This is a genomic window from Pseudomonas lalkuanensis (assembly GCF_008807375.1).
Lineage (GTDB): Bacteria > Pseudomonadota > Gammaproteobacteria > Pseudomonadales > Pseudomonadaceae > Metapseudomonas > Metapseudomonas lalkuanensis.
In genome coordinates this window covers 2,891,832-2,916,932 of sequence record NZ_CP043311.1, presented here as the reverse complement: position 1 = coordinate 2,916,932, position 25,101 = coordinate 2,891,832, and the positions used below count along the sequence as shown (strand labels likewise).

Sequence of the window (25,101 nt, the reverse complement as noted above, 5' to 3'; positions counted from 1 at the left end):
TCAGGCTTCGAAGGTCCGCTACCTGGATAACGGTGCGCTTACTCTCAAAGGGCTGGCAGAAAATAATTCGGCGATCCAGTCCACGAACGAGCGCACCGCAGGAGACAACTGGTTATTCTGTTGATAGATGACAGATACAGGGACAACAGGTGCACGATACTGCTCAAGAACCTGCACGAGCCGCCCGCTTTTCAAATGAGGTAGTACCATGTAACTACCCACTGAATCGCCAATAGATCGGGTTGTGGGTGTCATCTCATGATGATCTGTGCCGGAGTTCGACCATGCTTCTTGGCGATGGAAAGGATGGCGGAATCAATCAATGGTGGAAAAAGATTACGCCATACACCCAAGGGGTTCCAGGATTGAGTGGCGCCCCTAGTCTTGTGGAAATTTCGCAGTTCGACCTGCTGAAAAGAAGGATGAAGATCGACTTGGTTGACCGTTGGCATAATACCGGCTTCATCGAGAATTCGTTGGTGGGGCTGAATCGCGAAGTTGGGTACGCCAATAGAGCGTGCTTGGCCGCTTGCCGGAATTTTAATCATGGCCCGCCATGTGTCCACGACCATGTCTCGGCTCTGAGGAGGCCAGTGCATCAGATACAAATCGACCTGATCCAAACCTAGCCGATTAAGATTGTCATCAAATGCTCGAAGAGTTGGGGATTCGTCCAGACCTTTGTCGTGGCGAACACCTCATCCCTGGGAGTACCTGACTGCTGAATCCCTACGCCTACCTAAAAATGCCTCTGCCGTGGCAATCAGCCGATAACCATCGCTGGGTGGGAATGGAAGTTCGGTTAATTGTCATCTTGGTTAAAACCTTTTGCAATCTGAAGCCTAGCCTCGAAATTGTTCTCTGATTGTTGAGAGCAAGGTTTTCCTTAATGCTCGCAACCTTAAACTGCCTGCTGAGAGCTTTGGAGAGTATGTTCTAAAATTGCCGAAAGATCACCTCCATATAAAGCTTTTCTCAGTTACGCCAAACGCTATTGACACAAACGAATCTTTCATGGCTGCCCTGGACAAAAATCTAATATATTGATAATCCGTTATTCCATCGCAGATTAGCTACGTGATTACCAATGGCTTGGCGAGGGGCTTGACCGAACTCATCTTGCGCAACCTCCATCCGCTGCCGGTCTTCTCGACCCAATACACGTCCATGTCATTTCCTATATCAAGCAACAAAGTAGTTTGTGAGCCTTTGCGAGCATGCAGATCGGCCTGTCAATCTGCGCTGCTCCGTCCTCACCTAAACGAGTTCAAGAATTAGTTGAACCAACTGCAACGGCGCCTCCTGCGGCAGGTTGTGGCCAGCCCCTTCGATTCTGCGGTAGTGGTAGCTGCTGCAGAACTTGGGTGCATGACTTCTCGTTCCGCCTAAAAGCAAACCATCGTCACCACCATCCACAGCGATCGTCGGTACATTGATGGAAGGTAATTCGGCCAGGGCCGCTTCAGTCGCCTCGTAGGCGATATCTCCTTCCACAAGACCAAACCGATGCCGGTAAGAGTGGAGAACGACTTCAACGAAGTCAGGATTGCTCCACGACTGGGAGGATGTTTCGAAAGCCTGCGGCGTGAAGTTCCACGTTGGTGACCACTGCCGCCACAGCAGCTCGCAGACTGATTGCCTTTGCTGGATCAGCGCATTGCGTCCACGTTCGCTGTGGAAGTAGTACTGATACCAATATGGAACCTCAGCTTCTGGCGCAGCCGGTTTCATCGCCGCCGCAATATCCTGAATCGCGTACGAACCGATACTGACTAGACCACGAACGCGCTCAGGCCATAAAGCTGCAACGATGCAAGCCGCTCGCCCTCCCCAGTCGTAACCGACCAGAATTGCAGATTTGATTTCGAGCGCGTCCATCAGTGCGAGCAAATCGTGAGCGATCGCCGCCTGCTGGCCAGATCGGGGCGTCGTCGTGGACAGAAATCGCGTCGGGCCAAATCCCCTCAAGTACGGAGTAATGACCCTGGCACCATTGCTTGCCAAGCCTGGAATGATATCGGCATAGGCCTGGATATCGTAGGGGAATCCGTGGAGCAAAATAACGGGCCAGCCATCTGCTGGGCCGGCGTCATCAAAGGTGATATTCAAAACACCTGCATCAATATTTTTAAGCATCTGGTGACGTCCGGAAGTATCGAGGCTTTGGTTGTAGCAAATGAAATGGCACGATGCGAATCCCTGCCCCGCATCGTGTCATGACAGGTCACGTTACTGCGCGATCTGGTAAGCGTGCGCAGCTTTGAGCACAGTTGCATCATCGAAACTACGACCGGTGATCATCAGCCCTACCGGCAAGCCACTGATGTTTTTGCAGGGTACGGAGATCGAGGGATTCCCGGTGAGGTTGAACGCAGCCACATTGCACGCCATATTCAGCGCTTCGGAGATGTGCTTGGCGCGATCCACTTCAGGCATCGGTGGCACCGCGTGTGCCGTTTGAGGGGTAGTCGGCATCACGACCAGATCGTAGTCGGCAAAAACCTTGTTGTAAGTCTGAGTGAGGCGGCGAGCCAGATTTCGTGCCTTGCCATAGAACACGCCGTGGTACTGCTCTTTCATGTAGTGGGCGAGTACGACACCGACTTTCGCGGTGGGAGAGAAGTCCCCCCGTTTGTTTTGATCGCCTTGGACATCGCGGCCATCTGGCGCGTGTTGTACCAGGCCTTTGTGCCGAACGGATTGAGGCCATGAAAGAAGGCATCCAGTCCGCCTTCGACAGCGATGCTCGTCCAGAGCGGCACGACATGGTTGTGTTCCAGCACCGAAATACTTTGCACAGTGGCGCCCAGTTGTTCGAGGAGACGGACCGAAAGACGTACAGCCTCGTTGACTTCGGACATGGACCATGGGGTATTAAACCCCTCTTCAACTACTGCGATACACAACCCCTTTAACGACCCACCGAGGGCTGAGGTGTAGTCGATTTTCTCGAGGTGCTGTGGCTGGCGGGGATCACTCCAGGCATCATCTTTGCCGGCAATGGCAGTGCGCATCAGTGCGCAATCCGAAACGATCCTGGCCATAGGGCCGGTTGGGTCAAAACCTGCGATGCCGGTGTAGGGAACCAGACCATGGGTAGGCCTGAGGCCGACGATACCCGACCAGGCTGCTGGGATCCGGATCGAGCCCCCTGATCGCCGCCCATGGCGATGTCGACTACACCATTCGCGGCGGCGATCGCCGAACCGCAGGACGAACCACCGGCGATGTGGGCTTTGCTACGTGGATTCAAACCTGGGCCATAGGCACTGGTGTGGCCACCGCCGGAGAAGGAAAAGTCGTCCGTGTTGAACATGGCGGTAATGTGACCGCCGGCTTCAATGATCCGAGTTACGATGGGCGCGTCGACATCAGGCACGTAGTCGTAGAGCCGGCGCGAACCGCAGGTGGTCGGGATTCCAGCTACACAGATTGTGTCCTTGATACCGATGGTCTTGCCGCTGAGCAGACCATCACTCACAGCAGTGGCGCGAACGTCGCAGCGCCGGACAATGCCATTGTAGGGATCTTCTTCCGGAGTCGGTCGATTTCCGGAAATACGGATGGCCGGCGTCACCGGCTGCACATCGTCAGGAATCTGATCGAGGACGTCGTAAACATCGAGGTTGCCGGCGATCATGGTTTCGACGATATCGAGCTCCTTGTCTGTCATATCGATATGGGTTCGCCCGCTGATTGCCAGAATGTCTTTGCGAGAAGGACGACGAAGGGTCATGGCGATATCTCCTGTAGTAGCGAATGGACACGGGGATATCGGAGATCCCCGCGATGCAGATCTCAGATGTCCAGCTCGAGCGTGACACCAGGCATCGCCCGGGACACACAAGTGCAGATCAAAGAGTTTTCTTGTTTTTCGGCTTCGCTGAGGAATGTATCCCGGTGATCTGACTGGCCAGCCGTCATTGGCACCATGCATGAACCACACACACCGGAGCGACAGTCGTAGTACGCATCTACGCCCTGCTCCAACAGCGCATCTAGCAGGGTCTGATTTGCCCTGACCTCGAGACTACGTCCCGACAACGTCAGGTTGACCGTGAAGCCTGTGTTGTGAAGCCCCACAACACCTGAATTGAATTGCTCGTAGTGCACGTTTGCGGGTGCCCAACCGAGCTCATCCGCTTGATCGATGACAATCTGGATCCATCAGCGCCAGTCCACGAAGGGAGCCTTCGCGTAGGTGGCCTTCTACTTCTCTTATGTGCCGTTTTCGATACTTAGCGTCAGTTGGACGTGTACCAATGTGTATCTGGCCCTCCCCCCTGGTCTGTCCTGGCACGAGTTAGCCCCCCTCCTCCTCCCGCCCCAGGCAATTTGAATGAGACGGCTTCCAAGTCAGCCATTTTGGAGCGCGCGGCCCCAAAGTGGTGCTGTTATGTCAGGCCAGCAAGCCATTCAAATAAAAAGCCTGGACAGCACTGCTCGTCCTTTTGGGTTCGACTGGAGCATTATGGACATCAGTCCAAACCAAATGTGACAACAAAAAGGTGTCAGAGGACACGGTCCAAAAGCTGGACTAGATATCGCAACGGAGGATTCACGCTGCTCCGACAGCAATGACCTCCACTGCATAACGGTATCCATCATGCGAGCTGAAAAAATCCCCGTCACGGTCATTTCCGGCTTTCTCGGCGCGGGCAAGACCACTCTGGTCAATCACTTGCTGGGCCAGAACGAAGCGTTTCGAATCGGCGTAGTGGTCAACGAGTTTGGTGAGGTCGGAATCGATGGCCAACTCATCGTCTCCGAGCAGGAGGCGCTGATAGAAATCAATAATGGCTGCGTATGCTGCACCGTGCGTGCGGATCTTGTTGCCAGTGTGAAAGAGATGCTGGATCTTGCGGGCCATCGTCTGGATAGGTTGGTCGTTGAAACGTCAGGCCTGGCCGATCCGGCGCCAGTTCTACAGACCTTTCTTGCCGACCCGGACCTTCGTAGTCAGGTTGACCTCGAATCAGTGATCACGGTCATCGACGCCCTGCATCTGCAGCAGCAACTGAGCGACGAGATTGTCCGTGAACAGATCGCTTTCGCCGACACGCTGATCGTCAATAAGATCGATCTGGTCAGTGAGGAAGTGCTGAGAGCGATTCAAAACGAGGTTCGGATGGTTAACCGCACTGCTACTGTGGTGCGGAGTGTCAACTCCGAGGCCCCCATCGACGCGCTGCTCGGCACCAAGCGTTTCTCCCTTCCCAACCTCCTGATGATCGAGCCCGACATCCTCGAAGAAGAAGACCACGACCACGAGCATGACACTTCCATCTCATCGTGTTCAGTGGTCACCTCGGGCGCGCTGGACGCTGACCGGTTCCATCGCTGGGTCAACCAATTGGTGAATGATCAGGGCCAGCGCCTGATGCGCATGAAGGGTCTATTGAACTTCGCCAGCGAGGCCCGCCGCTTTCACTTCCACAGCGTCCACATGCTGCTGGAGGCCATGCCTGGCCCACGCTGGGAAGCTGACGAACCTCGTGACAACCGCTTCGTTTTCATCGGTCGTGATCTGGACCGCGAACAGTTGCGCCAGGGCTTTCTTGATTGTCTTCACGCTGCTTGAGCGTTCAAACCTGCCCGATACAACCCCATCCCCATAAGACAGGAAAAAAGACTATGAAAAAGCAAGAAGCCTACACCGTCAGCATCGGGTTACTCGCAGTTCTGGACACCTACCTCACCGCCACAGTGTGGCCAGTGCCAGTGTGGGTCACCTTCATCGCCTGGGCGTCGTTCTTCATCGTCGGCGGCGGCAATGCCGGGTTTATACGCAGCGTCGCGTCCAACCTGGTGGGACTGATCATCAGCTCGTTGGTTCTGCTAGGCATCGCCACCGTCAGTGAAGCGCCATTGGTCATCGCAATCCTGGTGGGCGCAGGAAGTGCGCTAATGGTGCAAGCATCGAAAATACCGTTGCTGAGCATCCTACCGGCAATCGTTTGGGGTTTCGCATCCACGGTCGGCACCACCGCCGTCGGAGGGAAGCCGATGACAACGCCGGGGCTGGAAAACCCGGCCTTAATCGCCGCTGCTGCGCTGATCACGGGCGCGGTGTTTGGCTATATCTCCGAGCGCCTTGGCGATGCGTTGACCAGCAAACCGCGTACGCGATTGGCCTGATCTTGCACCTCACACTGGAGCGCCACATGAAACTACAACATTACCTCGGTGGCTTGGAAAACCTTGGGCCTGTGGATTTTGAGAAGAGGGTTTTTGTCCAGGAATGGGAAAAGCGGATCTTCGGTATCCACACCACAATGATGGCTGAGAGTGCTCACCTGATCGACTCACTGCCTAGGTACCCGATGGACACTCTCCCTACGAGCTTCAAGAGTGACTGGACCTGGGCGTCACTTCGTACCGGTGCAGAGGGCATGCAGCCATTCGAATACTTCAAATTTCGCTACTACGAAAAATGGCTGGGAGGGATCTCGAGCTTTTTCATCAATCAGGGCTACATCAGTGAGGAAGAGTTCAAGAGCCGCGCCGACTTCTACCGCAAAGAACCTGATGCACCTCTCCCGGACAAACCGAGCGCGCCAATCCGTGAACAGATCGTCCGATATCTGGAGCAAGGTGACTCGGGAATGCGGCCTTGTGCCGGCAAACCGTTGTTCGCCGCGGGTGACTCGGTAACGGTCGCTGACCCGGCCGCCGTCGATCACACCCGCTTGCCAGGATACCTGCGTAGCAAGCCCGGCAAGATCGTTGAAGTGTATCCGGGGGCATTCGCGTACTTCGTCAATACCGGCTTGGATGGCATTGGCAAGCCCATGCCGGTGTATCGCGTGGCGTTCGACGCGGCGGATATCTGGGGTGTCGAGAAAAGCGAACCCAACACGATGATATATGCAGATTTGTTTGAGGCGTACGTGCAAGCGCCGGTTTGATCCCAAACCCTCGTGCCGATACCCGCTGACTGGACGAGATCGGTCATTCCAGCACTGAGCCCCCTACCTAACAACGGAGTTTTTCAATGAGCCAACTATTCGACTATGAGAAACAACGTGAAGCCGAGAGCGCCGCGAAAGTGCGTGCGCTGGAAGCACTTCTGATCGAGAAAGGCGTAATCGGCAGTGATTCGGTCGACACCGTCCTGGCCCACTTCGAAACGGTGGCCGGGCCATTCAATGGTGCCAAGATTGTCGCCCGTGCCTGGGTAGATCCTGAATACAAGGCACGTTTGCTGGCTGATACCCCTAAGGCGATCGCCGAACTGAACTTGGCCCAAGGAATGGATGGCGCAGAAGGTGAGCACATGTTGGCGGTGGCCAATGCTCCGGGCGTGCATAACCTCATCATCTGCACCCTGTGCTCCTGCTATCCGTGGCCCATCCTCGGCCTCCCACCGTACTGGTACAAAGACCCGGTCTTTCGTGCCCGCGGCGTGCGTGAGCCACGAGCAGTGTTGAAAGAGTTCGGCGTCCCTGTCGGTGCCGAGACCAAGGTTGAGGTGTGGGACAGCAGCGCACAGATCCGTTGGTTCGTCGTACCCGAACGCCCTGCCAACTCCGAGCATCTGAACGAAGAACAACTCGCAGCGCTGGTTACGCCAGAGTCGATGATGGGCGTCGCTTTAATCGAACTGCCCGCAATCTGAGGAGAGTGCCATGTTTACTCGATTCGAGGAATTTGCTGTCAACAGCATGCTCGGCCAGAAGGACTCACCACCCCGCTCCCATGGTCGTTTGCAATTCACTCAAGACTGGCAGCGCAGCCTCTACGGCCTGGCTCTAGCGCTGTCAAAAGCCGGCCATTTCGAGTGGGAAGCCTTTCGTCAAAACCTGATCGGGTCGATATCGACCTGGGAGCAGTTGCCCTGCGATAACCAACCACCATGGGACTACTACGAGCGCTATCTCGAGGCGCTGATCAAGGTGCTTCAGGAGCATTCGCTTCTGGATACCGATGAGCTCCAGGCGCGCTTGATCGAAACGAAATCTGAAAGCACCACCACTGATTTGAGGAACATCGCATGACCACCACTGCACTGACACGTGCTTCAAGCCAATCTCGCAGTCATCGACTGCTGGCCACTCTCGCCTCGATTCTTCTGGGGATGTCCCTAGTGTATTTCGCGGGCTTCTCTCACCTCGAACTGGTCCATAACGCTGCGCATGACACCCGACACAGTTCGGGCTTCCCCTGCCACTAAATCTTCGCGGAGCACTTGGGCATGTTCAAACGCATCCTCTCCACCGCTTGCTACACCGGCGCCATTGCCGCGCTCCTACTGACGCTGATGCAAAGCCTCTGGATCACACCGTTGATTTTGCAGGCCGAGGTCTTTGAGAGCGCTGACGTGCCCCATGAGCACGTTCAGGAACGGCCGGCGCATGAGCATGCTGTGGGTGCTCACGAACATGAACACGACGCCGAAGCATGGTCTCCTGCAGATGGATGGCAACGCACGTTGTCGACCTTTGGCGGGGATCTCGTAGTAGCCGTTGGATTCGCGCTGCTCCTTTGCGCGCTCTACAACCTGCGCTCTCCAACCAAATCCTGGCATGGGGTGCTGTGGGGCTTGGCAGGTTACGGCACGTTCTACCTTGCGCCATCAGCAGGCTTGCCGCCCGAGCTGCCGGGAACGATGGCAGCTGAACTCTCCTCCCGACAAGACTGGTGGGGCGTGACGGCCCTGGCAACGGCGATCGGGCTCGGGTTGCTGGTGTTTGGCAGGCATTGGCTCTGGCGTGTGGTTGCGGTCCTGCTGATCGCAGCACCGCACATCTACGGCGCGCCACAGCCAGCGCATCACCATACACTGGCACCCGGTGAGCTGCAGGCACAATTCCGGGTGGCCTCGATGCTGGTCAATGCGACCTTCTGGATCGCATTAGGTGGTCTTAGTGGGTGGTGGTACGTTCGCCAGCAAGCTGGAGAATCGATAACCTCTGGCTCACCTTTTGCTACACGATAAGAACTCCAGAGTAGCCGCATTGTGGCTGTACCCTCACGGCTCTCTGCGAGCAAGATGGCTACAGCGATCGATCAGGAACGGCGCATGAAGAAAATAATCGTGGGTCTCCTGGTTTTCCCGGGATTCCAATTGCTGGACATTGCAGGTCCGAAAGACGCGTTCGCCCAAGTGAAGGTGTTGAGTCAGGGAGCCTGTGAGTACGAGATGCTCACCATCGGTACAACACGCAGCCCCCTGCTGTCATCCAGTGGTCTGACGGTGATTCCGGATCGAACCATCTTCGACCCTTGCCCGAATCTGGACACCGTGATTGTTCCCGGCGGGCTGGGAATATTTGATGTCTACTCCGACTCGGTGCTGTGTGACTGGCTCAAAGAGCAGAGCAGATCGTGTCGGCGGCTTGCGGCCATCTGCAATGGCGTATTTGCATTGGGAGCTGCCGGGTTGATCGACCATAAGTCAGTGACCACGCACTGGATGGATGCGGCACATCTGAGCGAGTTATTTCCTTCGGCGCGTGTTGATCCCGACCACATTCACGTCAAGGACGGGATCATCTACACAACAGCCGGCGTGACTGCTGGCATTGATCTTTCACTGCTCATGATCGAGGAAGATTTCGGTAAGCGCATGGCCATTGACGTTGCCAAGTACCTTGTCGTTTATCTTCGACGTGCAGGTGGGCAATCACAATTCAGCCCAATGCTTGAGATGCAGGGCAACGTCGGCACACAGGTTCAGGCTGTCCAGGAATTCGTACTTGAGAACCTGCATCTTGATCACACATTGGTTTCACTAGCCGAACGGGTCCACATGAGCCCCAGAAATCTCACAAGGCTCTTCGCAAAAGAAACAGGCGTTCCTCCGATGTCCTTCCTCGCAGATGCACGCATCGATGCTGCACGGCGTCATCTGGAAGCCACTGAGCAGTCGATTAAAGAGATTGCGTACAAATGCGGTTTCGATGGAGCGGACAGTTTGCGGCGAGTTTTCGTAAAGCGGCTGTCCATCAGTCCGGTGGAATACAGGCAGCGATTCCGAACCGGCGGTTCAAGTATCGAAACGTAGTCTGGGAAAGCGGATCGTTTGACCGGCAGTTAAACGCAAAGTCACGTGTTATGCGAATCGAAAGGGATATCACAGTGCGCGCAAAAAGATGAGGCCAACCGCATGACAGTCCTGGTGCATGACGGCGTGGGTATCTGGCTGGCCGCGCGGCGCTTGAACCAGGGCAAGTTTCACTGGCCAGGCATCCGGCACGGCTCGGAAGTCGAACTCGACACCGAGCAACTTCAGGCTTTGGTACTGGGTCTACCCTGGCAGCGGGTCGGTGCAGCCGGCGCGATCACAGTGCTGTAGCACCTGCCATTAGCCCATCGGTTTATCTCCGCTGACCGCCTACTCTGGCACAATCAGCGGCATAACTGCCTCGCCCAACCTCGACCAACTGACCCCTGACCAACTGCGTGCACTGGCCGCGCAGTTGGTCACGCAGGTCGACCTGATGGGCAAGAAGATCCACCGCGACCAAACGGTTATCGAGAACCTCACCCACGAAATCGCCATCCTCAAGCGGCACAAGTTTGCCAAGCGCAGCGAGCAACTCAGCCCTGATCAGGGCCGCCTGCTGGATGACCTGCTCGACACCGACATCGTGGCCATCGAGGCGGAGCTGAAAGCGGTCAATCCGCCGGCTGCGCCGACCGAAACACGCCAGCAGCCCAAGCGTGCAACGCTGGCACCGCTGCTCCCGCGCACCGTGATCCATCACGAACCGGACAACACCCAGTGTGCCTGCGGCTGCCAACTGCTACGCGTGGGTGAAGACGTCAGCGAAAAGCTGGATTACACGCCGGGCGTGTTCACCGTCGAACAGCATGTGCGAGGGAAATGGGCCTGCCGCCAATGCGAAACGCTGATCCAGGCGCCAGTGCCGGCGCAGGTGATCGACAAGGGCATCCCCACCGCCGGCCTGTTGGCGCACGTGATGGTGGCCAAATTCGCCGACCACCTGCCGCTGTACCGGCAGGAAAAGATCTTCGGCCGTGCCGGCCTGGCCATCGCTCGTTCGACGCTGGCGCAGTGGGTTGGGCAAACCGGCGTGCAGCTCCAGCCGCTGGTCGATGCCCTGCGCGAAGCCGTGCTGGCCCAACGCGTGACCCACTTGCCACGGATATGCCGCTCGACGGTGAAGGTGCCCGGGGTGTAGTCGAGCTTCTCGCTGACGTCTTCGCCGATGCGCTTGAGCTGGCAGCCGCAGGCACACTGGGTGCTGTCCGGCTCGTGAAGTATCAGCGTGCGCGGCAGCTCGGCCGGCAGCGGCGCTCGCTTGGGCTGCTGCCGTAGCGAGCGCTTGGCGGGCTCTGGTCGGGCCGCCTCAAGCTCTGCCTCGATGGCGGCGATGTCGGCATCGATCATCTCGTCCAGCAGGTTGAGCTGGTCGGCATTGAGCTGCTCGCTGCGGCGGGCGAAGCGGTGGCGCCGCAGCACGGCGAGTTCGTGGTTCAACCGCTGGTTGAGCGTTTCCAGGTGATCGACGCGCTGACTCAACTGCGCGGCCAGTTGGCGCAGTTGCTCGGGTGTCAGGTGATCGAAAGCGGCAGGATTCATGGCGCCGAGTGTGCGGATTGTCGGCCCCCTCGGCGATAGGCCATTGGCCTAATTGCACCCCGGCTACAGGAGCCTGATCTCGGCATCGGGCCCAAGACGCTGCCAAGGTAGGCCGACCACCAGGGCCTGCAACTGCTCGGGGCTGAGTTCCAACTGCTGTCCCTGCCAATTGCCCGACCAGACGAAGCGCCCTCGATTGAGCCTGCGAGCGGCCAGCCAGATGCCGAAGCCATCGTGCACCAGCACCTTCATCCGGTTGGCGCGCTTGTTGGTGAACAGGTAGGCGCAGTGCGGCTGCGCCGCACCGAACACTTGAACCACCCGGGCCAACGCGGTTTCGGTGCCGGCGCGCATGTCCAGCGGCTCGGTGGCGAGCCAGATGCGCTCGATGCGGATCACTTCAGCAGCTCGCGCAGAAAGCGGGCGCAGCCTTCAGGGTCGTTGCCCGGCCACTGCACCGACAGTTTGCCGGCCCGATGGGGAATTGCGATCTGGATGGCCCTGTCGGCCGCACTCGGGGTACGCGAGCTCGAAACATGCAGGCGTGGCGTTCCTTGCGGTAGACGCCAAGGATGTGGATGCGGCGATTTACTACGGCAGCCTCGGATTCACCGCCTCTCCGGTGAACCCGCTGCGCTTGGTGCTTCCAACCGGTACCTTCATTCCAACCCTCAAGGCCAGGGAAGACGCCCCCAAGGGTTAAGCGCTAAGTCAGAATCCAAAGCCCAGTTGGCCGTGCTGACTGCCACCGAGTTTTGCGACCAAGGCCTGGGGATCTTGCAGGTTCGGCTGCAGGCCACTTCGCCAGATCTGCTTGGCCATCCTCAGCATGCGATCCCATTCACCGTGCAAATCTTTGTAGATGGCCACAGTGCCGAGGTTCATCAGGTAGTGAATCCCTGCATTGGGAGACATATCGATGCTGACGCGGTTGAGCGCATAGTCGAGCTCCAGCGCCCAGAACAGAGCAGTGCCCTCAGAATCGATCTCGAACTCGCTGGCCGTTCGCACGTCAGCTACTGTCAGGCCGTTCCGGATCACCGTGAGGGACTCGTCGTCGCCGGCGGCAAGGTCGATGCTGCGTAGGCCGCTGACGGTGCTGTCGTAGTCCTCATCACAGAACGGCACCTCGGCGCTGTACTCCAAGTCGGCAGGGGTGAACACCGGCAGAGTGGAGATGTCCAGAATCCGGTAGCGTTTTCCTTCCTCAAATACCTCCTTGAACATCCTCAGTGCGATAAAGGGCTTCTGGTAGGCGCCTGATTCATCGCAGCAAAGCACACGCTTGCCCAGGAAAAACTTGCGCACCTGGCCGGCATAGCCCTCTTGCCGGTCGACAAATTCTTTCATGATGTCCGGCACTGGGGCATTCCGCAGCAGAACTCATCAAGCCTTTCGCGTACATTATCAATGAACCTAACGGTCAGCCCGAGTGGGCAATCTTTCTAAGGATTACGCGATGAGCAAAATTGCAGAATTCAAACGCCTTGAGGCGCAACTTGCTGAGCAGCTTGCCGCATTGGAGAACCTCAAAAATAACGGCGAGCTTAAGCGCGAGATTGAGTTCGAGAACAAACTCAAGGCCCTCCTGAAAGAGTACGACTTCGGCCTCAAAGCGGTTATCAACATCCTGGATCCGTCGGTCCGCCGCGAGGCTGTTGCGCCTGCCAAGGACAAACGCCGCGAGCGCACCGTCAAGACTTACAAGAACCCCCACACCAATGAAATTGTCGAAACCAAAGGCGGCAATCACAAAGTCTTGAATGCCTGGAAAGCCGAGTTTGGCGCAGAAACTGTGAAATCCTGGCTCCAGTAATCTCCGGCCTGGGGGCGGATTCCGACCCCAGCCAACTCATCCCCTACTGCAATACACGCCTTCGTCGAAACACCGTCCCTCCGTGACGCCTCAAAAGACTGCCCACAACTGATCGAGCCGCGTTGTATAGCTCTGGCTCATCAATTCCCGGCACATACCCCAATCCGGCGCCACGGGAACGCCGCCTGGCCGAACAGGCGTCAGCTTGGGCCAAATCCCAGGCGGTTCTGATGCCCTGGGCGTGGAGGTGCTCCGTCATGCGCCGGTCGATGCCCCAGGCCGAGATTGCGCTACCGCCGTCATTGAAAAAATCATCGCGTCCGAAATTGCTGAGGTCTTGGTCTTCATCGCTGAACATGAAGTTCACCATGCGCTCTCGTCTAAGGCCGGAAACCCCGGTGCATGCACCGGGGTTCTCCGACACGCCATATCCGGCCGGTGCGTGGTCGGCCGCTGGCAGTTCCGATTAGTGGAACTGGTTCATGGTGTTGTCTTCACCGCTGGCCTTCAGAGCTGCCTCGCCCGAGAAGTACTCCTTGTGGTTGTCGCCGATGTCGGAACCAGCCATGTTCTGGTGTTTGACGCAGGCGATGCCCTGGCGGATTTCCTGACGCTGCACGCCCTTCACGTAGGCCAGCATGCCCTGGTTGGCGAAGTAGCCCTTGGCCAGATTGTCGGTGGACAGGGCTGCGGTGTGGTAGGTCGGCAGGGTGATCAGGTGGTGGAAGATGCCGGCGTGAGCCGAACCGTCGCGCTGGAAGGTACGGATCTTCTCGTCGGCGATCTGGGCCAGTTCGGTCTCGTCGTATTCCACGCTCATCAGGTTGGCGCGGTCGTAGGCGGAGACGTCCTTGCCTTCGGCAACGAACGCATCGAATACCTGCTGGCGGAAGTTCAGCGTCCAGTTGAAGGACGGGCTGTTGTTGTACACCAGCTTGGCGTTCGGGATGACCTGACGGATGCGGTCAACCATGCCTTTGATCTGGCCAACGTGGGGCTTCTCGGTTTCGATCCACAGCAGGTCGGCACCGTTCTGCAGCGAGGTGATGCAGTCCAGGACGCAGCGGTCTTCGCCGGTGCCCTTGCGGAACTGGAACAGGTTGGAAGCCAGGCGCTTGGGACGCAGCAGCTTGCCGTCGCGGTTGATCACCACGTCGCCGTTCTTCAGTTCGGCGGCGGAGATTTCTTCGCAGTCCAGGAAAGAGTTGTACTGGTCGCCCAGGTCGCCCGGTTGCTTGGTCACGGCGATCTGCTTGGTCAGGCCGGCGCCCAGGGAGTCGGTACGGGCGACGATCACGCCGTCATCCACGCCCAGCTCGAGGAAGGCGTAGCGCACGGCATTGATCTTGGCGAGGAAGTCTTCGTGCGGAACAGTAACCTTGCCGTCCTGGTGACCGCACTGCTTCTCGTCGGACACCTGGTTCTCGATCTGGATGCAGCAGGCACCGGCTTCGATCATCTTCTTGGCCAGCAGGTAGGTGGCTTCCGGGTTGCCGAAACCGGCGTCGATGTCGGCGATGATCGGTACCACGTGGGTTTCATAGCCGTCGATCTGAGCCTGGATTTCGTCCTCCTTGGCCTTGTCGCCGGCAGCACGGGCGGCGTCCAGCGCGGTGAACAGCAGGTCCAGTTCGCGGGCGTCAGCCTGGCGCAGGAAGGTGTAGAGCTCTTCGATCAGGTTGGCGACGGCAGTCTTCTCGTGCATCGACTGGTCGGGCACCGGGCCGAAGTCGGAACGCAGCGCGGCGACCATCCAGCCGGACAGGTAGAGGTAGCGCTTGTTGGTGGTCTTCAGGTGCTTCTTGATGGAGATCAGCTTCTGCTGACCGATGAAGCCGTGCCAGCAGCCCAGGGACTGGGTGTAGACGGAGGAGTCGGCGTCGTACTCGGCCATGTCCTTGCGCATGATGGCCGCGGTGTACTTGGCGATATCCAAACCGGTCTTGAAGCGGTTCTGGGCGCGCATGCGGGCAACCGACTCGGGGTTGATAGCGCTCCAGCTGTTGCCGTTTGCTTCTTTCAGAGCGGCAATGGCCTTGATGTCGTTTTGATAAGCGGACATGGTCAATCCTTCAAAGTATGTATGGAGTTGAGCACCGACTTTGCACCCGCTTAGGCGGTCGTTCGAAGGCCGGCTGCAGTGGTATTGAACGGTACAAAGCCAGGCAATGCCTCCACGCGTGCGAGCCAAGCCTGAACGTTCGGATAGTCCGATAACGAAACGTTTCCTTCAGGCGCGTTGACGATGTAGCTGTAGATCGCGACGTCAGCAAAGGTGGCCGAATCCCCCACAAGGAAACTACGCCCGTCCAACTCGCTGTTCATCAGTGTGAGCAAGGTGTGCGAGCGGGCGATAGCGTCCTGCGTGTCCAGCACAGCGCCAAAGACAGTGACTCGTCGCGCCGCAGCTGGCCCGAACGCGAGCTGGCCGGCGGCCACGGAGAACCAAACCTGCACTCGCGCCGCACCCTTGGGGTCACGTGGGATCCACCGACTTGCAACGTCGTACTTAGCAGCCAGATACACCAAGATGGCATTGGAGTCGGTGATGATCGTCCCCTCGTCGTCCAATACGGGGATCTGGCCGAACGGGTTCATCTTTAGAAATTCGGGCGACTTCTGCTGCTTGGTCTTGAGGTCGATATAAACAAGCTCATACCGCACACCAAGTAACGACAGTGCGAGGAGTGCGCGATGAGAGTGACCTGAAAGCGGATGGTGATAGAGCTTAATGGTCATTTCAGTACTCCAGGAATTTGAGGAAAGCTTGTGTTCGCAGCACTTGCAGTAAGCTCGACCTCGAACTGACTAAACGCGAGGACAGGCGCCCGAGCAGTAGTCTGCTCTGAGCCCAGCTCCGGCACTTGGCCGGCCGACTAACTGAGCGCTTTGTCTGCGGCGATTAGAGCTCCCCGGTCAGGAACTGCGCCTTCCCACGGCCGAAGGACCAGTCCGCGTCGCTGTTCTCCACCAGCGAAACGATTAGATCATCCGCTGATAGACCGCATTCGGTTTGCAGCTTGTCGACCAGTAAGCGGTAGAACTCCGTCTTCTGCTCCTGCGAGCGCGGCCGCGAAATAATCGTCAGTAAGACGACGCTTGCCGAACGCGCGTAACCCAGCCCCGTGTCCTCCAGCACAAGTTCGCCCGGACGATGCTGCGTGACACATTGATAACGATCGCTGGATGGAACTTCGAAGGCTTGCACCATGGCGTGGTGGGCTACATCCAAGAGGGTACGGAGCTCTTCGTCACTGCGTCCCTGGATAAGGTCAAACTTGAGAAGCGGCATACTGATTGTCCTGTGTGGGTAGTCTCGAGTCGGCCGATTGGCCCCCCGCCCCTGCCGTGGCAGAGATTGGGACCCAGGAGGCGGCCTAGCTCAATGCTTCAGAGGGGCCAAAGAACTCATAACGAGCTCTCGTCTCGGGCAAGCCCAGTTCGCGCAAAGTTCGCTTGATGAAGGCCATGAACGGCTTCGGCCCCAGGAAATAGGCATCGAAATCAAGGTCTGCAGGTAGCCATTGCTGCAATTGGGCAAATGTGGGCCGGCCGACTGCATCCGGCTCACGCGGTGCCTGTGCCTCAACCTCCTCGTAGACGACAAACCGTTGAAACTGCGGGTGGTGCGACTCCCAGGAATCGATCTGCTCGCCGAAGGCATGCACCTGTGCACTGCGTGCATAGTGGATGAAGATGATGCGGCGATTGCTGCCAGCTAATGCAGCCTCGGCCATGGCCAGTGTCGGCGTGATGCCTACGCCCCCACTAATCAGCACCAGGGGTCTGTTGCTGTCGTTGAGCGTGAACTCCCCAGCTGGCGGGAACAGCTCCAGAGTGCTTCCCTCGCTCACAAGGTCATGCAGGTAATTGGAGGCCACTCCACCGGGCTCGCGCTTGACACTGATGCGATAGCCACGTCCATTGGCGGCGGCTGACAGCGAGTAGTTACGACGAATTTCCTGGCCACCCACGATCAGGCGCAGACTGATGTATTGGCCCGCCTTGAAGTCCACCACCGAACCACCATCAACGGGCTCCAGGTAGAAAGAGCTGATTTCGACGCTCTCAGGCACCTTGCGGACCACGCGAAACTCACGACCGCCTCGCCACCCTCCAGGCGCGGCAGCCAGGGAAGCATAGGCCTCGCGCTCGGCCTCAATCAGAATATCGGCGAGCTGCTGGTATGCCGCCCCCCAGGCCGCAATCACTTCATCGGTCGCTAAGTCCGAGCCCAGCACTTCGCGGATAGCGCGCAGCAAACAGGTGCCGACGATGGGGTAGTGTTCAGGTTGAATCTGCAGTGACACGTGCTTGTTTACGATCTGCGCGGCCAGTGGGCCGAGAGCCTCGAGCCTGTCGATATGGCGCGCATACTGAAGTACGCCGTTTGCAAGCGCTCGCTGCTGCGCGCCGCTGCTTTGGTGAGCCTGGTTGAACAGCGGGCGAACTTCCGGGTATTCGCTAAGCATTAACTTGTAGAAGTGTGTGGTAAGCGCCTCACCACCGGTTTCCAACAACGGAACTGTCGCCTTGATGATGTCGCGTTGAGTGTCTGTCAGCATAAAAGGTACCTAGGAAAGTTTCAGATGAACGAGGACCCCAAGCGGTCCAATGCATGTGATTCCGGCGACAGCCCGCACGAGGCCTTGCCCTCGATTTACGGAGAACGGGGTTGCGTGCGGACCGTCGACCGCACGCAACCCAAACCGGTCATGACGCGGACCGGGACGCAAGAGCCACCAACCCTGTCGCCAGGGCCGGCGGGAGGGAGCGAGAACACGACGACCAGCTCTCCGGAGGTCGGCATGGTTGCCGCCCTACAGTGCTGCGAACGCTCTTCAAAATTTCTCGGAGGTCCCAGCTTCATGACACGGCGCCCGTCGACGAGCGCCGCGGTTGGTTACTGAGAGGTGGGCATGACAAATTCAGCGCCCTTGGCAATGCTGTTCGGCCAGCGCTGCATAATCGACTTCTGCTTGGTGTAGAAGCGCACGCCCTCTTCACCGTAGGCATGGGTGTCGCCGAAGAGCGAGCGCTTCCAACCGCCAAACCCGTGCCAGGCCATGGGCACAGGAATCGGCACGTTAATACCGACCATGCCAACCTGAATGCGGCGTGCGAACTCACGCGCGATGTGACCATCTCGGGTGTAGCACGCGGTGCCGTTACCGAACTCATGCGCGTTGATCAGCTCTACCGCCTCGGCGAAATCCTTCACCCGCACGCAAGCTAGCACCGGGCCGAAGATCTCCTCCTTGTAAATTTTCATCTCAGGTGTGACGTGGTCGAACACGGTACCGCCAAGCCAGAAGCCATGGTCGCAGTTCGAGCCGGCCTGCTTGCCGTCAAAGCCACGGCCATCGACCAGCAGCCGCGCACCTTCCGCGACGCCTTGTTCGATGTAGCCGGTGATGCGCTGACGCGCCGCCTCCGACACGATGGGGCCCATCTCGGCAGCCAGGTTCATACCGTCGAGAACCTTGAGCGTCTCAGTGCGCTCCACCAGCTTGGGCATCAGCTTGTCGGCGACATCGCCCACCAGGACGGCCACGGAGATGGCCATGCAACGCTCGCCGGCCGAGCCGAAGGCTGCGCCCATGAGGGCATCGACCACCTGATCGATATCGGCGTCGGGCATGACCACCATGTGGTTCTTAGCGCCGCCCAGCGCCTGTATGCGCTTACCGTGGCGAGCACCGGTTTCGTAGATGTGGTTGGCGATGGGCGTCGAGCCAACAAAACTCACTGCCATCACATCCGGGTGATCCAGCAGCGCGTCGACGGCCACCTTGTCGCCCTGCACGACATTGAACACGCCGTCGGGCAGACCGGCCTGCTTGAGCAACTCGGCCATGAACAGCGAGGGCGAGGGATCGATCGGGCTGGGCTTGAGCACGAAGGTGTTGCCGCAGGCGATGGCCACCGGGAACATCCACATGGGCACCATCACCGGGAAGTTGAATGGGGTGACTCCCGCCACCACACCCAGCGGCTGGCGCATGGTCCAGTTGTCGATGTTGGTAGAGACCTGCTCGGTGTAATCGCCCTTGAGCAGCTGCGGGATGCCGCAGGCGAACTCGACGATCTCGATACCACGGGTGACTTCGCCCTGGGCATCGGTGAAGACCTTGCCGTGTTCAGCCGTGATCATTCGAGCCAGCTCGTCGCGATGCTGGTTCAGCAGCTCCAGGAACTTGAACATGACGCGTGCCCGACGCAGCGGCGGCAAGTTCGACCAGGCCGGAAAGGCGGCTGCTGCGGACTTCACTGCTTCATCGACCTCTTGGGCAGAGGCCAGGGCCACCTCGCCGGTCACTACACCGGTAGACGGGTTGGTGACATTCTGCGCGCGGCCGGAAGTGCCAGGCGTCACGCGGCCGTGGATGAAATGATCGATGCTAACTGGCTGACTGGTCATGACGGGTGTCTCCAATCGAAGTAGAAAGGTAGGTGGAACGTTCCTCAGCGAAACAGCGCTGGGTCAGGCGAAATTGGCTTCGGCGAAGGCCCAGTTGGCCAACTTGTCGAGGAAGACATCGACAAAGACGGGGCGCCCATTGCGGTAGTCGATGTAATAGGCGTGTTCCCAGACATCGAGGCACAGGAGCGGCTTGTCGCCACTGGTCAGCGGATTGCCCGCTGCGCCGGTGTTGAGCACATCGACCGAGCCATCGCCCTTCTTGACCAACCAGGTCCAGCCCGAGCCGAAATTGCCGATAGCGGAGGCGCGAAATGCGGCCTTGAAAGCGCCTAAGCTTCCCCACTTGCCCTGGATGGCCTCGGCCAGCAAGCCAGTGGGTTCATTGCCACCCGCAGGCGTCATCGAGTTCCAGAAGAAGGTGTGATTCCAGACTTGAGCGGCGTTGTTGTAGATCGCACCAGCGGGAGCCGTCGTGACGATTTCCTCCAGCTGCGCACCTTCATAAGGCGTTCCCTTTATCAGGCCATTCAGATTCGTCACGTATGCCTGATGGTGCTTGGAGTAGTGGTAGTCGAAGGCTTCCACTGACAGGTAGGGAAGCAGCGCACTCTTCTCGTACGGCAGGGGGGGAAGTATGTGTTCCATTGGGATCTCTTCTTGTTCACGGAAGCGGCGGACCGATGGCTTTCAGCAACTGCCAAAGCCAGGCTCCATAAGCGGTTGCCATAGAGCCAACCGACTTCCAGTGACGATAGGGTCCCAATAAATTCACGTAAAATGATGATTAGTGATGCATTGGATCACTAATTGTGAACCATCATCGTAGCTTGTCCATTCAGCGAGCGGAGCGAAACCCATCGGCATCGTTGATGGGTTTCGCAAGCCGCCCACCCTGCATAGCCGTGCCGTAAATGGGACACAGCCCAGTGGCCCCACAGGCGAAATGCACGCAGATTTGCGTTGATCTTCATCCGCAATGGTTCACCAAAAAAGATCGCACGCATCACCAAACATCATTTGTTGAGATCAAATGATCGGCCTATCGTCCGTCGAACAAGAAGCCGAAGCCCACGAATCTCCCGAGGGACTGAGGGTCAACAATCACTGCTAGACGGAGACAAAGAAGTGGAACCGAATGCACTCGCCGGGATTCGCACGAACCCCCTGTTTGTCGCACTGGTAAGACGCCGCAGAAGATTTGTCGCATGCCTCACTGCGGCGACCCTGCTCCCGTATTTCGCCTTCATTTACGTCGCCGGCTTCATGCCAGAGGTGCTTGCAGCGCGGTTCTCCGCCGCCAGCATCGTGACGATCGGCTGGCCGATCAGTGTCGTGCTGATTGTCGGCGCCTGGCTGTTGACGGGCTTGTACATTCGCCGCGCAAATGGCGAATTCGACGAGCTCACCGCAAAGATCCTCGCGGGAGAGCAGTAATGAATCGCACAAGTCAGTTCCTGATTATCTCGGTCCTGCTGGGCTGGGCGACGGCCGCGTCTGCTGCGCCAGGGGCACTGGAGGCGGTCGAAAAGCAGCCGATCAATTTGACGGCGATCGCAATGTTCCTGGTGTTCGTGGTGGCAACTCTTGGCATCACCTACTGGGCCGCGTCCAAGACCAAGTCGATGGAGGACTTCTACACCGCCGGCGGCGGGATCACCGGATTCCAGAACGGCTTGGCCTTGGCTGGCGACTATATGTCGGCTGCAGCCCTGCTCGGCCTGACCAGCATGATCTTCTTCAACGGCTACGACGGCATGATCTATGCGATTAGCTTCTTCGTGGCGTGGCCACTCCTCCTGTTCCTGTTTGCCGAGCGCATTCGAAACTTGGGGCGCGTGACCATCGCGGACATAGCTGCTTATCGGCTCGACCAAAACCGGATTCGCACGCTGATGGCCTTCGGCTCACTGACCGTGGTGTGCTTTTACCTCGTCGTGCAGATGGTCGGCGCAGGTCAACTGATCCAATTGCTTTTCGGCCTCCCCTACAACTATGCGGTAATCGTGGTCGGTCTGCTCATGGCGATCTACGTCACCTTCGGTGGCATGGTCGCGACGACATGGGTGCAGATCATCAAGGCGGTGCTTTTGCTGTTTGGTGGCACCTTCCTCGCTACGCTGGCCCTGGCCCAATTCGGCTTCTCGCTCAACACACTGTTCGAGCAGGTGGTCGCCACCCATCAGAGTGGAAGCGCAGTGCTGCTGCCGAGCAAGTTGGTGTCCGACCCAGTGGCCATGATTTCGCTGTCGATCGGGCTCGTGTTCGGAACGGCCGGGCTGCCCCACATCCTCATGCGGTTCTTCACCGTCCCGGACGCCAAACAGGCGCGCAAGTCGGTGTTCGTCGCTACAGGTTTCATCGGTTTCTTTTTCCTGGTCGTTGCGGTGCTGGGCATGGCCGCCATCGTGATCGTGGGGAAGAACCCCGCCTTCTTTGAAGCTGGCCAGCTCGGCGGAAAACTCATCGGTGGCGGCAACATGCCAGTCATGCACCTGGCAAAGGCGCTGGGAGGCGATTTGATGCTCGGATTCCTTTCAGCCATAGCTTTTGCAACGATTCTGGCTGTGGTTGCGGGTCTCACGATGGCAGGTACTTCGGCGATCTCGCATGACCTCTACGTCATGGTGGTCAAGAAGCGTCATGCTGACGTGGCGAGTGAACGGAGGGTGTCGAGAATTGCCTCTGTGTGCATCGGCGTGGTGGCCGTGGCACTGGGCATTCTGTTCAAGGAGCAGAACATAGCCTTCCTGGTAGCACTCACCTTTGGCGTCGCAGCGTCGGTGAATTTCCCGATCTTGGCTCTCTCCATGTACTGGAAAGGGCTGACAACGCGCGGTGCATTGATCGGCGGCGCAGCGGGCCTAGTGAGTTCGGTCAGTCTTGTCATCCTCTCACCGGCCGTCTGGGTCAAGATACTGGGCAATACCGATGCGGTCTTCCCCTTTGACTACCCGGCAATCATCTCAATGAACCTTGCCTTCCTCTTCGCCTGGCTCGGCTCAATCACGGACCGTAGTTATCGGGCTAAACGCGAGCGGGACGACTTCGAAAATCAGTTCGTCCGTGCACAGACCGGGCTCGGCGCATCCGGCGCAGTCAGCCACTAACACTTATCGGGCAGCACCCGATCCACGACCTGGAATCATGCCTCGCGGCGTGGTCCAGGTTGCTGCCCGCCCCTACTCGCAGATAACGCAACTACGGAGGCAATCATGCAACTAAGAGACAACGGTCTGAGGTTCTCGCCCATCACTGTCATGCTGCACTGGATAGTCGCAGCACTGCTGTTTTCGATCATCGGTTTGGCCATTGCGATTTCTCAGGCTGCCGATGAATCGCGGCAAATGGAACTGACTCAGATGCAAAACCTGCTGGGCATCTTTCTATTCCTCGTTTCGATATATCGATTCTGGGCGAGGGTGACCTCCTACCATCCGCTGCCCGTCGGCACGCCCAACCCCATCGAGGTGATTATCAGTAGATCAGTCGCAGTAGCCTTGGCACTAGCGATGGTGCTGCTACCAATCGCGGCTTGGCTTGCCAAGTCGGCTGCTGGAGAGGCGATCGCTCTGCCAGGTGGACTTGCTTTACCAGCCCTCGTCGAACCCAACGCGCAGCTTCAACGGGTAATCGAAATTCTCTTCAACGTTGGTGCAACAGCCTTTCTCGCAGGTCTGGCGCTGCACATCTTTGGCGCGCTGAAAAACCACCTCGTCTTGAAGAACGATTCCTTGAAGCGAATGCTCGGTAAACAAGTGGAGCTGTGAAGTCATGAACAACCTCATTTCGGATTTCCCTGGGAACCAAGTCACCCGGCTATGCGGTGTCCGCTACCCGATTTTTCTCGCCGGCATGGCCGCGATTTCTGGTCCTAAGCTCGTCGCAGCGGTGGCGAATGCCGGAGGGATGGGTACGGTAGGTGGACTGCGGCTACCACCAAAGACCTTGCGCAAGTGGATCCAGGAAACCAGGGAACTCACTGACAAGCCGTTTGGAGTGAACCTTGTCCCGTCGTTCGGAGGTCCGGACGTTTTCGAAGCGCAGTTCCAGGTCATCCTCCAGGAAAAGCCGAAGATGCTGACCCTGTTTTACGCGGAGGATGAGCAGTATGCCGACATGATCGCGCGAGCCAAGGATGCGGGCATTGTCGTCATGGTGCAGGTCGGTTCGGTCAAGCTTGCCCGACTGGCGCTCGAGCGCGGAGCGGACATGCTTACAGCGCAGGGTAGTGAAGGTGGCGGCCATCTGAACAGGGGCACCATCGGGCTCATGTCCTTGTTGCCGTCGTTGCTCGATATTGCACAAGGACGACCGGTGTTAGCGGCCGGCGGCATCGTAACCCGCGACGATGTTCGGGCGGCAATGGAACTCGGAGCAGCCGGCGTTCTAGTCGGCACCGCCTTCGTGGCCAGCGAGGAGTCGAATGCCCATCCGCTGTACAAGCAGAAGATCGTCGAGGCCACTGTAGACGATACCGAGTACAGGACTGGGTATTCGTTTGGCTGGAAGTACGGCACGCCGCATAGGGTCATCCCCAACCGCGACAAGTGGAATCTCCTGCGCTTCATCGGGGGCGGCGCACGTGCGATAGACAAGCCGCGCCTGGCCCAGAAGCTTTCGCTTTACGCTGGACAGGGTGTTGGCAAGATCGGAAGCGTGGTACCTGCAGCAGAGCGCGTAGCGGAGCTTATTGAAGGGCTGCCATTGATAGCATCAGCGGTACCTGGAGTAAGGGACACAGGCGTTGGCCATACTACCGCCGGCTACCAATATTCGGCTTCAGGTGGAAAAGCCTAACCTTTGGGCCGCCGCCACGCCATCTGGCCCCATGTCGTTCATGCGCGCGCTGCTCGTCGGCGTGGCATGTCTGTGGGTCGCAGGGGCTTGGGGGGCGCAAGCGGCGGCCTTCCCGCTTGTGATCACGGCTCTCGCTTCGGGAGCGTCGTGCAGAACGAATGCGGTTCGCGCCTTGACGCAGTTGGCCTCCCACTCGATCAGTGCTGGAGGCGCAGCGTTGCTTTGCCTGGTGCACACAAATGAAGCCGTGTCCTGGCCAGGAGCCGCTGACCCAAAGCTGGCGGCAGGCTGCATGCTACTGCTAATGATCCAATTCACTCGGTTTCGCCACCCTCCTGCACTTGCCAGTGGGGGCGGTGTGTTGTGCGGCATCGATCCGGTGGCGGTTGTCAGTTGCATAGCCGTGACCGGCTCCATTCTGCTGCTCGAACCAGTTTTTGTGCGTATGAGGCGATTGAGCACTTAAAGGACAACAGCCACATCATCGCTGGCTGTGTACTCCAAGGGTGAGCAATC

Annotated in this window: 28 protein-coding genes and 4 pseudogenes; 16 read left to right on the top strand and 16 right to left on the bottom strand. The window is 58.2% G+C overall.

Annotation, left to right across the window (positions count from 1 at the left end; genetic code table 11):
• Positions 1–18 precede the first annotated feature (18 nt).
• The 6 genes and pseudogenes from FXN65_RS28540 to FXN65_RS13525 all read right to left on the bottom strand — a co-directional run bounded on the left by FXN65_RS28540 (position 19) and on the right by FXN65_RS13525 (position 4,113).
• Complete coding sequence (locus FXN65_RS28540) at positions 19–210, bottom strand: LysR substrate-binding domain-containing protein (protein WP_212632337.1); 192 nt, start codon at positions 208–210, stop codon at positions 19–21.
• A gap of 41 nt (positions 211–251) precedes the next feature.
• Entirely contained in the window at positions 252–599 is a 348-nt protein-coding gene (locus FXN65_RS13550) for an aldo/keto reductase (protein WP_244620759.1), read from the bottom strand.
• A gap of 658 nt (positions 600–1,257) precedes the next feature.
• Positions 1,258–2,136, bottom strand: a complete 879-nt coding sequence (locus FXN65_RS13545; protein ID WP_151133692.1) for an alpha/beta fold hydrolase — start codon at positions 2,134–2,136, stop codon at positions 1,258–1,260.
• Between the two features lie 93 nt (positions 2,137–2,229).
• Entirely contained in the window at positions 2,230–2,580 is a 351-nt protein-coding gene (locus FXN65_RS28435) for an amidase family protein (RefSeq protein ID WP_151133691.1), read from the bottom strand.
• Positions 2,577–3,640, bottom strand: a pseudogene (locus tag FXN65_RS28225) (amidase family protein). Before FXN65_RS28225 ends, FXN65_RS28435 begins: the two are co-directional and overlap by 4 nt.
• A gap of 158 nt (positions 3,641–3,798) precedes the next feature.
• Complete coding sequence (locus tag FXN65_RS13525; protein ID WP_178119324.1) at positions 3,799–4,113, bottom strand: 2Fe-2S iron-sulfur cluster-binding protein; 315 nt, start codon at positions 4,111–4,113, stop codon at positions 3,799–3,801.
• 493 nt (positions 4,114–4,606) lie between these two features.
• On the opposite strand from FXN65_RS13525, the gene FXN65_RS13520 reads away from it, so the two are divergent.
• From FXN65_RS13520 to FXN65_RS13475, 10 genes and pseudogenes are all read left to right on the top strand, one after another.
• On the top strand, positions 4,607–5,581 hold the full coding sequence (locus FXN65_RS13520; protein ID WP_151133688.1) for a CobW family GTP-binding protein: 975 nt from the start codon (positions 4,607–4,609) through the stop codon (positions 5,579–5,581).
• A gap of 53 nt (positions 5,582–5,634) precedes the next feature.
• Positions 5,635–6,138: a DUF1097 domain-containing protein gene (locus FXN65_RS13515; protein WP_151133687.1), complete on the top strand. Its 504-nt coding sequence runs from the start codon at positions 5,635–5,637 to the stop codon at positions 6,136–6,138.
• A gap of 26 nt (positions 6,139–6,164) precedes the next feature.
• Positions 6,165–6,908: a nitrile hydratase subunit beta gene (gene nthB / locus FXN65_RS13510; protein ID WP_151133686.1), complete on the top strand. Its 744-nt coding sequence runs from the start codon at positions 6,165–6,167 to the stop codon at positions 6,906–6,908.
• Between the two features lie 86 nt (positions 6,909–6,994).
• On the top strand, positions 6,995–7,618 hold the full coding sequence (gene nthA, locus FXN65_RS13505) for a nitrile hydratase subunit alpha (RefSeq protein ID WP_151133685.1): 624 nt from the start codon (positions 6,995–6,997) through the stop codon (positions 7,616–7,618).
• Between the two features lie 10 nt (positions 7,619–7,628).
• The gene (locus tag FXN65_RS13500; protein WP_151133684.1) at positions 7,629–7,997 is read left to right on the top strand and encodes a nitrile hydratase accessory protein; all 369 of its coding nucleotides are present in this window, start codon (positions 7,629–7,631) and stop codon (positions 7,995–7,997) included.
• Positions 7,994–8,173 carry a CbtB domain-containing protein gene (locus FXN65_RS13495; RefSeq protein WP_151133683.1) on the top strand — a complete coding sequence of 60 codons (180 nt, stop codon included), beginning with the start codon at positions 7,994–7,996 and terminating at the stop codon, positions 8,171–8,173. The genes FXN65_RS13500 and FXN65_RS13495 overlap by 4 nt, the downstream gene beginning before the upstream one ends.
• A gap of 21 nt (positions 8,174–8,194) precedes the next feature.
• A complete protein-coding gene (locus FXN65_RS13490) occupies positions 8,195–8,938 on the top strand; it encodes a CbtA family protein (protein WP_151133682.1) in 744 nt (247 codons plus the stop codon).
• A gap of 84 nt (positions 8,939–9,022) precedes the next feature.
• The gene (locus tag FXN65_RS13485) at positions 9,023–10,006 is read left to right on the top strand and encodes a GlxA family transcriptional regulator (RefSeq protein ID WP_151133681.1); all 984 of its coding nucleotides are present in this window, start codon (positions 9,023–9,025) and stop codon (positions 10,004–10,006) included.
• Positions 10,007–10,108: 102 nt separating this feature from the next.
• Positions 10,109–10,297 (top strand): IS66 family insertion sequence element accessory protein TnpB, encoded by a 189-nt coding sequence (tnpB, locus tag FXN65_RS13480; RefSeq protein WP_151133680.1) that lies wholly within the window; start codon positions 10,109–10,111, stop codon positions 10,295–10,297.
• A 61-nt stretch (positions 10,298–10,358) separates the two neighbouring features.
• Positions 10,359–11,102, top strand: a pseudogene (locus FXN65_RS13475) (IS66 family transposase); the annotation flags it as partial.
• Here FXN65_RS13475 and FXN65_RS13470 read toward each other — a convergent pair.
• Both FXN65_RS13470 and tnpB (FXN65_RS13465) read right to left on the bottom strand, forming a co-directional pair.
• Positions 11,096–11,548 (bottom strand): annotated as a pseudogene (locus FXN65_RS13470) (IS66 family transposase); the annotation flags it as partial. The pseudogenes FXN65_RS13475 and FXN65_RS13470 sit on opposite strands and share 7 nt — an antisense overlap.
• Before the next feature lie 63 nt (positions 11,549–11,611).
• Positions 11,612–11,947, bottom strand: a complete 336-nt coding sequence (tnpB, locus tag FXN65_RS13465) for an IS66 family insertion sequence element accessory protein TnpB (protein WP_003241496.1) — start codon at positions 11,945–11,947, stop codon at positions 11,612–11,614.
• A 145-nt stretch (positions 11,948–12,092) separates the two neighbouring features.
• Here tnpB (FXN65_RS13465) and FXN65_RS27890 point away from each other — a divergent pair, with 145 nt between their 5' ends.
• Positions 12,093–12,251 (top strand): hypothetical protein, encoded by a 159-nt coding sequence (locus FXN65_RS27890; RefSeq protein ID WP_178119323.1) that lies wholly within the window; start codon positions 12,093–12,095, stop codon positions 12,249–12,251.
• A gap of 8 nt (positions 12,252–12,259) precedes the next feature.
• On the opposite strand, the gene FXN65_RS13460 is transcribed toward FXN65_RS27890, so the two are convergent.
• On the bottom strand, positions 12,260–12,910 hold the full coding sequence (locus FXN65_RS13460; protein WP_151133679.1) for a hypothetical protein: 651 nt from the start codon (positions 12,908–12,910) through the stop codon (positions 12,260–12,262).
• Between the two features lie 97 nt (positions 12,911–13,007).
• On the opposite strand from FXN65_RS13460, the gene FXN65_RS13455 reads away from it, so the two are divergent.
• A complete protein-coding gene (locus FXN65_RS13455; protein WP_151133678.1) occupies positions 13,008–13,364 on the top strand; it encodes a histone-like nucleoid-structuring protein, MvaT/MvaU family in 357 nt (118 codons plus the stop codon).
• 90 nt (positions 13,365–13,454) lie between these two features.
• Here FXN65_RS13455 and FXN65_RS13450 read toward each other — a convergent pair.
• From FXN65_RS13450 to FXN65_RS13420, 7 genes and pseudogenes are all read right to left on the bottom strand, one after another.
• Positions 13,455–13,559, bottom strand: a pseudogene (locus tag FXN65_RS13450) (DUF4113 domain-containing protein); the annotation flags it as partial.
• A 271-nt stretch (positions 13,560–13,830) separates the two neighbouring features.
• Positions 13,831–15,426 carry an isocitrate lyase gene (locus FXN65_RS13445; RefSeq protein WP_151133677.1) on the bottom strand — a complete coding sequence of 532 codons (1,596 nt, stop codon included), beginning with the start codon at positions 15,424–15,426 and terminating at the stop codon, positions 13,831–13,833.
• A 50-nt stretch (positions 15,427–15,476) separates the two neighbouring features.
• Positions 15,477–16,103: a glutathione S-transferase family protein gene (locus FXN65_RS13440; protein ID WP_212632336.1), complete on the bottom strand. Its 627-nt coding sequence runs from the start codon at positions 16,101–16,103 to the stop codon at positions 15,477–15,479.
• A gap of 163 nt (positions 16,104–16,266) precedes the next feature.
• A complete protein-coding gene (locus tag FXN65_RS13435; protein ID WP_151133676.1) occupies positions 16,267–16,656 on the bottom strand; it encodes a tautomerase family protein in 390 nt (129 codons plus the stop codon).
• An 85-nt stretch (positions 16,657–16,741) separates the two neighbouring features.
• Complete coding sequence (gene hmpA / locus FXN65_RS13430; protein WP_151133675.1) at positions 16,742–17,929, bottom strand: NO-inducible flavohemoprotein; 1,188 nt, start codon at positions 17,927–17,929, stop codon at positions 16,742–16,744.
• A 338-nt stretch (positions 17,930–18,267) separates the two neighbouring features.
• A complete protein-coding gene (locus FXN65_RS13425) occupies positions 18,268–19,785 on the bottom strand; it encodes a CoA-acylating methylmalonate-semialdehyde dehydrogenase (RefSeq protein WP_151133674.1) in 1,518 nt (505 codons plus the stop codon).
• Between the two features lie 63 nt (positions 19,786–19,848).
• The gene (locus tag FXN65_RS13420) at positions 19,849–20,433 is read right to left on the bottom strand and encodes a superoxide dismutase (protein WP_151133673.1); all 585 of its coding nucleotides are present in this window, start codon (positions 20,431–20,433) and stop codon (positions 19,849–19,851) included.
• Between the two features lie 480 nt (positions 20,434–20,913).
• Between FXN65_RS13420 and FXN65_RS13415 the strand changes: the two genes are divergently transcribed.
• The 4 genes from FXN65_RS13415 (at position 20,914) to FXN65_RS13400 (ending at position 24,585) form a co-directional block, all read left to right on the top strand.
• Positions 20,914–21,222, top strand: a complete 309-nt coding sequence (locus FXN65_RS13415; protein WP_151133672.1) for a DUF485 domain-containing protein — start codon at positions 20,914–20,916, stop codon at positions 21,220–21,222.
• The gene (locus tag FXN65_RS13410; RefSeq protein WP_151133671.1) at positions 21,222–22,895 is read left to right on the top strand and encodes a cation acetate symporter; all 1,674 of its coding nucleotides are present in this window, start codon (positions 21,222–21,224) and stop codon (positions 22,893–22,895) included. Before FXN65_RS13415 ends, FXN65_RS13410 begins: the two co-directional genes overlap by 1 nt.
• Before the next feature lie 105 nt (positions 22,896–23,000).
• Positions 23,001–23,555 carry a cytochrome b gene (locus tag FXN65_RS13405; protein ID WP_151133670.1) on the top strand — a complete coding sequence of 185 codons (555 nt, stop codon included), beginning with the start codon at positions 23,001–23,003 and terminating at the stop codon, positions 23,553–23,555.
• A gap of 4 nt (positions 23,556–23,559) precedes the next feature.
• Positions 23,560–24,585, top strand: coding sequence for an NAD(P)H-dependent flavin oxidoreductase (locus FXN65_RS13400; protein WP_151133669.1), 1,026 nt, complete (start codon positions 23,560–23,562; stop codon positions 24,583–24,585).
• Positions 24,586–25,101: the final 516 nt, after the last annotated feature.

Excerpts from the sequence above, each read along its gene's own strand:
- FXN65_RS28540 (WP_212632337.1), bottom strand. The coding sequence starts at position 210 with ATGGTACTACCTCATTTGAAAAGCGGGCGGCTCGTGCAGGTTCTTGAG.
- FXN65_RS13550 (WP_244620759.1), bottom strand. The coding sequence starts at position 599 with ATGCACTGGCCTCCTCAGAGCCGAGACATGGTCGTGGACACATGGCGG.
- FXN65_RS13545 (WP_151133692.1), bottom strand. The coding sequence starts at position 2,136 with ATGCTTAAAAATATTGATGCAGGTGTTTTGAATATCACCTTTGATGAC.
- FXN65_RS28435 (WP_151133691.1), bottom strand. The coding sequence starts at position 2,580 with ATGAAAGAGCAGTACCACGGCGTGTTCTATGGCAAGGCACGAAATCTG.
- FXN65_RS13520 (WP_151133688.1), top strand. The coding sequence starts at position 4,607 with ATGCGAGCTGAAAAAATCCCCGTCACGGTCATTTCCGGCTTTCTCGGC.
- FXN65_RS13515 (WP_151133687.1), top strand. The coding sequence starts at position 5,635 with ATGAAAAAGCAAGAAGCCTACACCGTCAGCATCGGGTTACTCGCAGTT.
- nthB (WP_151133686.1), top strand. The coding sequence starts at position 6,165 with ATGAAACTACAACATTACCTCGGTGGCTTGGAAAACCTTGGGCCTGTG.
- nthA (WP_151133685.1), top strand. The coding sequence starts at position 6,995 with ATGAGCCAACTATTCGACTATGAGAAACAACGTGAAGCCGAGAGCGCC.
- FXN65_RS13500 (WP_151133684.1), top strand. The coding sequence starts at position 7,629 with ATGTTTACTCGATTCGAGGAATTTGCTGTCAACAGCATGCTCGGCCAG.
- FXN65_RS13495 (WP_151133683.1), top strand. The coding sequence starts at position 7,994 with ATGACCACCACTGCACTGACACGTGCTTCAAGCCAATCTCGCAGTCAT.
- FXN65_RS13490 (WP_151133682.1), top strand. The coding sequence starts at position 8,195 with ATGTTCAAACGCATCCTCTCCACCGCTTGCTACACCGGCGCCATTGCC.
- FXN65_RS13485 (WP_151133681.1), top strand. The coding sequence starts at position 9,023 with ATGAAGAAAATAATCGTGGGTCTCCTGGTTTTCCCGGGATTCCAATTG.
- tnpB (WP_151133680.1), top strand. The coding sequence starts at position 10,109 with ATGACAGTCCTGGTGCATGACGGCGTGGGTATCTGGCTGGCCGCGCGG.
- FXN65_RS13455 (WP_151133678.1), top strand. The coding sequence starts at position 13,008 with ATGAGCAAAATTGCAGAATTCAAACGCCTTGAGGCGCAACTTGCTGAG.
- FXN65_RS13445 (WP_151133677.1), bottom strand. The coding sequence starts at position 15,426 with ATGTCCGCTTATCAAAACGACATCAAGGCCATTGCCGCTCTGAAAGAA.
- FXN65_RS13440 (WP_212632336.1), bottom strand. The coding sequence starts at position 16,103 with ATGACCATTAAGCTCTATCACCATCCGCTTTCAGGTCACTCTCATCGC.
- FXN65_RS13435 (WP_151133676.1), bottom strand. The coding sequence starts at position 16,656 with ATGCCGCTTCTCAAGTTTGACCTTATCCAGGGACGCAGTGACGAAGAG.
- hmpA (WP_151133675.1), bottom strand. The coding sequence starts at position 17,929 with ATGCTGACAGACACTCAACGCGACATCATCAAGGCGACAGTTCCGTTG.
- FXN65_RS13425 (WP_151133674.1), bottom strand. The coding sequence starts at position 19,785 with ATGACCAGTCAGCCAGTTAGCATCGATCATTTCATCCACGGCCGCGTG.
- FXN65_RS13420 (WP_151133673.1), bottom strand. The coding sequence starts at position 20,433 with ATGGAACACATACTTCCCCCCCTGCCGTACGAGAAGAGTGCGCTGCTT.
- FXN65_RS13410 (WP_151133671.1), top strand. The coding sequence starts at position 21,222 with ATGAATCGCACAAGTCAGTTCCTGATTATCTCGGTCCTGCTGGGCTGG.
- FXN65_RS13405 (WP_151133670.1), top strand. The coding sequence starts at position 23,001 with ATGCAACTAAGAGACAACGGTCTGAGGTTCTCGCCCATCACTGTCATG.
- FXN65_RS13400 (WP_151133669.1), top strand. The coding sequence starts at position 23,560 with ATGAACAACCTCATTTCGGATTTCCCTGGGAACCAAGTCACCCGGCTA.